Annotated in this window: 8 protein-coding genes; 2 read left to right on the top strand and 6 right to left on the bottom strand. The window is 60.8% G+C overall.

Annotated features, from left to right (window positions below; translation table 11 throughout):
• Positions 1–339 precede the first annotated feature (339 nt).
• The 3 genes from OP496_RS11445 to lldD are packed head-to-tail and all read right to left on the bottom strand — an operon-like array spanning position 340 to position 2,458.
• A complete protein-coding gene (locus tag OP496_RS11445; RefSeq protein WP_280563765.1) occupies positions 340–627 on the bottom strand; it encodes a hypothetical protein in 288 nt (95 codons plus the stop codon).
• Positions 612–1,247, bottom strand: a complete 636-nt coding sequence (locus OP496_RS11440; RefSeq protein WP_280563764.1) for an HAD-IA family hydrolase — start codon at positions 1,245–1,247, stop codon at positions 612–614. The genes OP496_RS11445 and OP496_RS11440 overlap by 16 nt, the downstream gene beginning before the upstream one ends.
• Positions 1,248–1,303: 56 nt before the next feature.
• Positions 1,304–2,458, bottom strand: coding sequence for an FMN-dependent L-lactate dehydrogenase LldD (lldD, locus tag OP496_RS11435; RefSeq protein WP_280563763.1), 1,155 nt, complete (start codon positions 2,456–2,458; stop codon positions 1,304–1,306).
• A gap of 371 nt (positions 2,459–2,829) precedes the next feature.
• On the opposite strand from lldD, the gene OP496_RS11430 reads away from it, so the two are divergent.
• Positions 2,830–3,615, top strand: coding sequence for a GntR family transcriptional regulator (locus OP496_RS11430; protein WP_280563762.1), 786 nt, complete (start codon positions 2,830–2,832; stop codon positions 3,613–3,615).
• Between the two features lie 20 nt (positions 3,616–3,635).
• On the opposite strand, the gene OP496_RS11425 is transcribed toward OP496_RS11430, so the two are convergent.
• From OP496_RS11425 to OP496_RS11415, 3 genes are all read right to left on the bottom strand, one after another.
• The gene (locus OP496_RS11425) at positions 3,636–4,307 is read right to left on the bottom strand and encodes a metal-dependent hydrolase (RefSeq protein ID WP_280563761.1); all 672 of its coding nucleotides are present in this window, start codon (positions 4,305–4,307) and stop codon (positions 3,636–3,638) included.
• A gap of 128 nt (positions 4,308–4,435) precedes the next feature.
• Positions 4,436–4,975, bottom strand: a complete 540-nt coding sequence (locus OP496_RS11420; protein ID WP_280563760.1) for a gamma carbonic anhydrase family protein — start codon at positions 4,973–4,975, stop codon at positions 4,436–4,438.
• Positions 4,976–5,030: 55 nt separating this feature from the next.
• A complete protein-coding gene (locus tag OP496_RS11415; RefSeq protein WP_280563759.1) occupies positions 5,031–6,371 on the bottom strand; it encodes a sodium-dependent transporter in 1,341 nt (446 codons plus the stop codon).
• 154 nt (positions 6,372–6,525) lie between these two features.
• Here OP496_RS11415 and prlC point away from each other — a divergent pair, with 154 nt between their 5' ends.
• Positions 6,526–8,577, top strand: a complete 2,052-nt coding sequence (gene prlC, locus OP496_RS11410; protein WP_280563758.1) for an oligopeptidase A — start codon at positions 6,526–6,528, stop codon at positions 8,575–8,577.
• Positions 8,578–8,627 lie beyond the last annotated feature (50 nt).

The raw sequence follows: 8,627 nt of genomic DNA, 5'->3' as shown, positions 1-8,627 counted from the left end.
AAGAGCGGAGCGTCTCGTTGTTGCCGAAGCGCCTAACGAGGAAGGCGTATTCTACCGAAAGCGCCGTGATTGTCAAGGCCGAAGCCGGCGAGACAATGCTTGGCAACGCTTCAAATCGCGGCGTTGCCCGAGGCCTTTCGAGATGCGGCGCATTCTACCGAAATCGGCGTTACTGTCAAGCGAGAAAGCCACCCGAAGGCTTGAATTTCTCAAGCAAGTCAGCCACTTGCGCCACCCCTTCACCGCCGGCCACGAAGCCCGTCGCCGGCAGCGGATGCGTACTTTACGGTCCACAGGGACTGAACGCAAGGGGATGATTTAAAAATAGTCGCCCGGCATTCATGTGGCAACGTCTTCGACCACATAGGGGCGACTAACCTCGTTGAGCAAGTCGAGAATCGAGCGATAGGGAATCCCGGCATAGTCGTGCGCAAATTCAACCGGCTCTTGGAGCGTCAAACGCGTATCGAGGCGTTCCACCATACGTTGTGTACAGGGGATCGTATCGCACAGCACGGGGTAGCGGCCGTTCTCTAACGCGAGCAATAACTCGCGGTTGAGCTCGCGCTCCAACGTCTCAAGCGCCTCGAGCAGCTCTTTATAAAGCGCTTTCAGCGTGGATTCCAATTATCAGCCGGCGGACGCAGTGCATCGAACTCGGCGAGAGCATACCGGAGTTCGTCCAGGCCACGCACCTGAGTCGCCGTCATGCCCAACTCGCGGGCGGCATCGACGCACTCGGGGTTGTCGTCGAAGAAGCGCACCTGGCCAGGCACCACGTCAAGCGCGCGACAGACGAATTTGAAGGCCTCAGGATCGGGCTTGCGCGCGCCGATCTCATGCGAGGCAAACGCCTTTTCGAAGGGCACATCGATACGGTAGTCATCGATCAGCCGCCGCCAGTGAACGGGGTTGGTGTTGCTGAGTATAGCGCGACGGTAGACGGGACGAATTCGCTCGACCAGTGATATGGCACCCGCGTAGGGACCACGCATCCAGTCGTCGAACACTGCCAGGAACGCTGCCGGCGTCATGTCCAGCTCGAGTGCCTCGAGCGCCGCTCGGGCAAAGCGCATGCCTTCGTCTCCACCCGTTTCGAACGGCGTGATCGCTTCGAAGCCCATCCAGAAGCGCCGGGCCTGCTCGGTATCGAAACGTCCCTGAGTCAGCTCGACGAGCCCGGATGTGCCACGCCAGTCGACTAGCACCCCACCAGCGTCGAATAGCAATACCGTTTCATCGGTCATTCGTCTCTCCCCGCTCCTGTCGGTCGCCCTTCAGCATGGCGCACGATCATCACCGCTCAATCAGCGCCGCGGCTTGCACCAGACACCAGCGAATCCGCCCCAAGCTCGGCGATAGAGCGCGCTCCGGTGAGCGTCATCGCGACCCGAATCTCCTTCTCGAACAGCTCGAGCAGGTGGGTAACACCCGCCTCACCGGCGGTAGCGAGTGCATAGACGAAGGCCCGCCCCAGTAACACGGTATCGGCACCCAAGGCGATCATGCGCACGACATCCAACCCATTACGCACACCGGAATCGGCCAGGACGGCCAGATCACCTTTGACCGCGTCGGCGATAGCCGGCAAGGCACGCGCGGTAGAGGGCACACCATCGAGCTGACGGCCGCCATGATTGGAAACGACGATACCATCCGCGCCGAAGCGAACCGCATCGCGAGCGTCTTCGGGGTCGAGTATCCCCTTGATGATCATCGGGCCATCCCAGAACTCACGAATCCATTCCAGGTCTTTCCAGGAAATGGAGGGATCGAAGTTGTTGCCGAGCCAGGCGATATAATCCTCGAGCCCCGTCGGTTGGCCGCGATAGTCCGAGACGTTGCCCAGGTCGTGAGGGCGTCCATGGAGGCCCACGTCCCAGGCCCAGAAAGGATGCGTCATAGCTTGGAGCATTCGCCGCGTCGCCGCATGCTTGCCGCTCATGCCGGCATGGGCATCGCGGTAACGCGCCCCCGGCACGGGCATGTCGACCGTGAAGACCAGGGTCTTGACGCCGGCGGCCTTGGCACGCTCCAGCACATGCTTCATGAAGCCCCTGTCCTTCAGCACATAGAGCTGAAACCAGAGAGGGCGATCGATGGCCGAGGCCACCTCATTGATAGGGCACACCGATACCGTCGACAGCGTGAAGGGTATGCCTTTCCCGGCCGCTGCGCGCGCCGCCTGTACCTCGCCGCGCCTGGCATACATCCCCGCCAATCCCACGGGCGCCAGCGCAACTGGCATGGCCATGGATTCGCCGAATAGTTCGGTTTCCAGAGACAAATGGGACATGTCCTTCAGCACACGCTGACGCAACGCGATATCGGCAAGATCTTCGACATTGCGTCGCAGCGTATGCTCGGCGTAAGCACCCCCGTCGGCGTAGTGAAATAGAAAGGGCGGGATACGTCGCTTAGCGGCTTGGCGGTAGTCCGTGGAAGCTGAAATGATCATGACAAGCCCTGTGCAAATGATGCGCTATCGTTGAATGGTCATCGAAGAGTCGTTCCGAACGTCCGGAGAGTGGTGACAATAGAGTGGTCAAGACATAGGCGGACGAGGATATGGAAACGGCACCTCGTCACTTTTTTATTGGTTTTACCAATTTACAAAAATGGATGAATCAACTCTATGAGCGTGAACTGAAGAGTGTCAACACAGAACCCATCTATTGCACAGCAATGGCCTTGAACTTTAGTCAAAACCATAGTAGCAGACATACGAACGAAGGCTGGAGTGACGCGAAAAGATTGCGTAAAATTGGTCATACCATTTATTGACTGATTTTACGCCCGTCATCAACCACCGAGTAACGAGCGACCCCCATGGCCCCACAACACCTGAGACAACCGCGTCTCGCCGACGTCATCACCGAGCGACTCGAGGCCATGCTGCTCGAAGGCAGTCTCAAACCGGGAGAGAAGCTGCCTCCCGAGCGCGAATTGGCGGAGCATTTCGGCGTTTCGCGCCCTTCCCTGCGCGAGGCCATCCAGAAGCTAGCCGCGCGCGGCCTGCTCACCAGCCGCCAGGGCGGCGGCACCTTCGTCTCTGAACAGCTCAACAATAGCTATAGCGATCCGCTCCTGGAAATGCTCGCGCGGCACGGTGAGTTCAATCTCGACCTGCTCGAATTCCGCGATGCACTGGAAGGTATATCAGCCTATTACGCCGCCTTGCGTGCCACACCCGACGACAAGGCCATGCTGCAAACGCGTTTCGAGGCACTCGAGGCCAGTTATCGGCACCCCGACCGCAGCAGCGATCCCATGCGCGAGGCCCGTGCCGACGCCGCTTTTCATCTGGCTATCGCCGAGGCGGGCCACAACGTCCTGCTGCTGCACACTATGCGCGGCCTGTTTCACCTGCTGGAGAAAAGCATCGTCGCCAATCTGGCTCATCTGTTCGAGAAGCCGGACTCCCGCGACCGCCTCATGGAACAGCATCGCGCCCTATTCGAGAGCATCGTCGCCGGCGACGCCGACGAAGCAAGGACACGTGCCCACGAACACCTGGCCTTCGTCGAGAATGGACTGCTTGAGCTCGAACGCGCCGAGACACGCGCCCAGCGCGCGCAACGCCGTTCCCAAGGATTACCCGAACCGCCTACCTGAGGCCGCCTCGTCAGGCCACATCACAGCCAGAATGTTACGCCGCGATTCACCAACTCCAGCAGCATGGCCCAGGGCGGCAGCCACGGCGCCAGGGCAACGCCCAACAGCAACCACAGGACAGCATTGCCAGGCTCGCGATAATCGAAGAGCTTGAAGGCGGTACCGAAGGAACGCTTGAGCCGCGAGCCAACCAGGTCAACGCTGTACAGCTCGTCAAGCAACAGATGGACCAACGCGCCCCCGCTTAGCGCCAGCCCCTGGGCCCATGCCATCGGTGCAGGCTGGGCCAGCAAGTGGAAGCTCATCGCCGCCGTGCCCATGCCGCACAGCAGGCTCGCGAGCAACGAATGCCAGATGCCGCGATGCACGGTGAAACGCTTGAAGATCGCGCCAGCCAGGTAGCGTACGCCGAGATACACACCGCCACATGCCAGCACCAGTGGGCCCGGCGCCAGGCGCGATTGCAGCCATAGCGCACCGGCGATCACTGCCAGGACGGCCAACAGGGTGAAAATCAGACGAATGGCGTGCGAATGATCGGAGTCGATGTCGGGCAGGATGCCGCCAAACGCCATCAATACCGCCAGAGGCCAGCCCTCGTTGAAGCTCCAGAGGCTTGCCTGCCAGCCGGCATAGGCCGCCAACGCGCCACCGCCCAGGGCAACGCCGAAATGTGTGCGAAAGTTGGCCATGGCCCGCCCGAGACGCCCTCGACAATACTGGATGAAAAACCAGATTATGGGGCTTCACGACGAGACAAAACAATGCGTTAAGCGAGAAAATACCGCCACGAGCAGGCCTGACACTCACGGGCGTGTCGTTATACGGGGGGCTGGGCCAGGTACTCGTCCTTGAGTTTCACGTAATTCCCCGCCGTATAGGTGAAGAATGCTCGCTCGGCTTCCTTGAGCGCCCTGAGCGGCTTCGCGGGATTGCCCGCGTAGACGTATCCACTTTCCAGGTGCTTGCCCGGCGTTACCAATGCGCCAGCGGCGATGATCACCTCGTCCTCGACGATCACACCATCCATGACCGTAGCGCCCATTCCCACCAGCACCCGGCTACCGATGGTGCAACCGTGCAATAACGCCTTGTGGCCCACCGTCACGTCATCGCCGAGCGTCAGCGGATAGCCCTCGGGGTTGTAATCGCTGGCATGGGTAATGTGCAGCACGCTGCCATCCTGGATGCTGCAACGCGCGCCGATACGGATACGATGCATATCGCCACGAATCACGGTCATCGGCCATACCGAGCAATCGTCACCCAAGGTGACATCGCCCAGCACGACACATGCCGGGTCGATATAGACCCGCGCCCCCAGGCGTGGCGTCGTCCCTTTGAACGTCCGCAATGTCATCCGCTCTCTCCTTTATTCCATTCATGATGGCCGGGCAGTTCATGATGAACGGGCGTCACCATAGCGCCGACAACAGTACGATAACGACCAGCGGAATCGACACATAACGTACCAACCCACGCCATAGCCGGTACCCACCAGGGCCTGCGTCCAGTGAGCGCATGGCCGTACTCGCCGGCATGATCCAGGCAGCGAAGATGGCGATCAACAACCCGCCGATGGGCAGAAAGAACTCCAGTGGCACGGTGGTCACCAGCTCGAAAAAATTCATGCCCGCCAGCCACTTCACCTCCGACAGGCTCGAGAAGGAGAAAACCGACAGCAAGCCGACCAACCATACCAAGGAGCCGATCAACGCTGCCGCCTTGCCTCGCTTGAGACCGGCATCGGTGAAGATCGCCACCAACGGCTCGGCCAGGTTGATCGACGAGGTCCATGTCGCCAGCAGCAGCAACAGGAAGAAAACGCCCAGCCACAACGGCCCGCCCGGTAGATCCGAAAAAGCAATGGGCAAGGTCACGAACATCAGCCCCGGCCCCTCGGCGGGATCCATTCCCTGCGAGAACACCACCGAGAAAATCGCGATGCCCGCAAGCAGCGCCACGGCAACATCCAGTACCGCCACCGCCGCCACTGCACGCGGTAGACTCTGATGATCGGGCATATAGGCACCATAGGCCATCAGCGCGCAGGCGCCTACCGCCAGGGTAAAGAAGGCGTGACCCATGGCATTGAGCACCACACTCAAGGTGATTGCCTCGAAATCAGGGGTGAATAGCCACGCCATCGCGGTGTCGAAGCCATCGGTGGTTACGGCGTAACCGACCAGCACCACCAGCAGGATGTAGAGTAACGGCATCAGCAGGTTGTTGAGCCGTTCCAGACCTCCGGAAATACCAGCCGCGACCACCGACATGGTTAGCAATATGAATAGCGTATGGTTAAACGTCATGCGTAGCGGATCGGCGAGGAAGGCATCGAAACTGGCGCCGATCTCATCCGGCGTGCGGCCGCTGAAATTACCGTTGACCGACTCGATCAGATATTCGACCGACCATCCCGAGACCACCGAATAGAACGACAGGATGAAGAACACCGTCAACGCTCCGAACAGCCCCAGCCAGCGCCAATGCGGCGACACGCCCGCCTGGCGCGCCAGATGCGCCAGGGCATGCATCGGCCCGCGTCGCCCGGCACGCCCCACGAGGATCTCAGCCATCATTATCGGCAGCCCCAGGATCAGCACGAACACCACATACAGCAACAGGAATATCGCCCCGCCGTTTTCGCCTGTCATGTAGGGAAAGCGCCAGATATTGCCCAGGCCCACGGCCGCCCCGGTCACCGCAAGAATGAAGGCACGTCGCGACCCCCAGCGTTCCAGCGTTTCACTCATGGTGCTGCATCCTTCGTTACGACCTGGCGCCCGACACGGCGCCGAAAGCGCCAAGCCTAGCAGGCGCGCGGTTGGCGGCCAATCACGCCGACATTGAAAGCCGCCGGGCCCACCCCCACTTATGCTGCATTAACACGTTCATATCGAGGTGCCCATGTCACGCAATCCTTTGCTCGAATCGCATGTCCTGCCGCCGTTCGATGACATCCAGCCCGAGCATGTGGTGCCGGCCATCGAGCAGCTTCTGACGGAGAATCGCCGTGACATCGAGGTCCTCGCCAATCAGTCGCAGGTCAGCTGGGAGAACCTCGCCGCGCCGCTCGAGGCTCTCAACGACCGCCTCTCGCAGGCCTGGTCGCCGGTGTCACACCTCAATTCCACCATGAACAACGACGCGCTACGCGAAGCCTATCAAGCGTGTCTCGCCATGCTGTCCGACTACAGCACCTGGCTGGGCCAGCATCAGGGCCTCTTCGACGCCTTCACGCGCCTGAAGGAAAGCGACGAATACGCCCACCTCGAGGAAGGTCAGCAGCGTTCCATCGATAATACCCTGCGCGATTTCCGCCTCGCCGGGGTCGATCTGGCCGAGGACAAGAAACACCGCTACGGCGAGATTCAGGCACGCTTGTCGGAACTGGCCAACACTTTCTCCAACCATGTGCTGGACGCCACTCAGGCATGGCACAAGGACTTGCCCGACGACTCGCGCCTGACCGGCCTTCCGGAAAGCGCACTGGCCACGCTCAAGGCCAACGCTGAAGCCAAAGACGTCGAGGGGTACCGCATCACGCTCGACTTCCCGAGCTTTTACCCGGTGCTTTCCTTCGCCGACGACCGCGCGCTACGCGAAGAAGTCTATACCGCCTTCGTGACCCGCGCCTCGGACAAGGGCCCACAGGCCGGACGCTTCGATAACGCACCGATCATCGAGGAAACGCTGCGTCTGCGTCGCGAACTGGCCGAGCTGCTCGGCTTCAGCACCTATGCCGAGTATTCGCTGGCCACCAAGATGGCCGACTCACCCGCGCAGGTACTGGGCTTTCTCAATGATCTGGCAGAACGTGCGCATCCCCAGGCGCAGCGCGAATTCAACGAGCTGGAGGCCTTCGCTCACGAATCGCTGGGCCTCGAGACACTGAAGCCGTGGGACATCGGCTACGCCAGCGAGAAGCTTCGCGAGGCACGCTATGCCATCTCGGAAGAGCAGCTACGCCCCTATTTCCCGGCTCCCAAGGTGATCGAGGGCCTATTCAAGGTGACCGGCACGCTTTACGGCATCCGCTTCGCCGAGCACGACGACGTGCCGCGTTATCATTCAGACGTACGCTATTTCGAGATCCTCGACGGCGACACGCCGATCGCCGGCTTCTATCTCGATCTTTATGCCCGCGAGGGCAAACGTGGTGGTGCCTGGATGGACGAATGCCGTGTGCGCCGCACCCACGAGGACGGCAGCCTGCAATTGCCGGTCGCTTACCTGACCTGCAATTTCACGCGTCCCGTGGGCAGCAAGCCGGCGCTGCTCACCCATGACGAGGTACTGACGCTGTTCCACGAGTTCGGCCATGGCCTGCATCACATGCTGACGCGTCAAACCGTCGCCGATGTCTCAGGCATCAATGGCGTCGCCTGGGATGCGGTCGAGCTGCCCAGCCAGTTCATGGAGAACTTCTGCTGGGAGCGCGAAGGGCTGGATATGATCGCCGCGCATGTCGACACCGGCGAGAAGCTGCCCGACGCCCTGCTCGACAAGCTGCAAGCCGCACGTAACTTCCAGTCGGCCATGGGCATGACGCGCCAACTGGAGTTGTCACTGTTCGACTTCCGCCTGCACCATGAACTCACAGCACCCGATGCTGGCGAAGTCCAAGCCCTGCTCGACGACGTACGCGACAAGACCACCGTCACGCCGCGTGTCGACTTCAATCGCTTCCAGCACGGTTTCGGACATATCTTCGCCGGTGGCTACGCGGCGGGCTACTACAGCTACAAGTGGGCGGAGGTGCTTTCGGCGGATGCCTACAGTGCCTTCGAAGACGCCGGCATCTTCGATACCGCAACGGGCAAGCGCTTCCGTCAGGAAATCCTCGAGCGTGGTGGTTCACGTGACGCCGCCGCGCTATTCAGCGCCTTTCGCGGCCGCGCGCCCAGTATCGAACCGCTGCTTCGCCACTCGGGCATCGAGAATGCCGACGCGGCCTGATACCGTTTTTTTCAATTCCGCTTTTGCAATCCTATTCCAACCGGGCAACG

It is taken from the genome of Chromohalobacter sp. 48-RD10 (genome assembly GCF_029889785.1).
Lineage (GTDB): Bacteria > Pseudomonadota > Gammaproteobacteria > Pseudomonadales > Halomonadaceae > Chromohalobacter.
Note: the sequence above shows the minus strand (reverse complement) of the source record. Positions and strands in the feature narration are given on the sequence as shown.

Bases quoted from the DNA above. Each gene is read 5' to 3' on its own strand.
- OP496_RS11440 (WP_280563764.1), bottom strand. From the start codon at position 1,247: ATGACCGATGAAACGGTATTGCTATTCGACGCTGGTGGGGTGCTAGTC.
- lldD (WP_280563763.1), bottom strand. From the start codon at position 2,458: ATGATCATTTCAGCTTCCACGGACTACCGCCAAGCCGCTAAGCGACGT.
- OP496_RS11430 (WP_280563762.1), top strand. From the start codon at position 2,830: ATGGCCCCACAACACCTGAGACAACCGCGTCTCGCCGACGTCATCACC.
- OP496_RS11425 (WP_280563761.1), bottom strand. From the start codon at position 4,307: ATGGCCAACTTTCGCACACATTTCGGCGTTGCCCTGGGCGGTGGCGCG.
- OP496_RS11420 (WP_280563760.1), bottom strand. From the start codon at position 4,975: ATGACATTGCGGACGTTCAAAGGGACGACGCCACGCCTGGGGGCGCGG.
- OP496_RS11415 (WP_280563759.1), bottom strand. From the start codon at position 6,371: ATGAGTGAAACGCTGGAACGCTGGGGGTCGCGACGTGCCTTCATTCTT.
- prlC (WP_280563758.1), top strand. From the start codon at position 6,526: ATGTCACGCAATCCTTTGCTCGAATCGCATGTCCTGCCGCCGTTCGAT.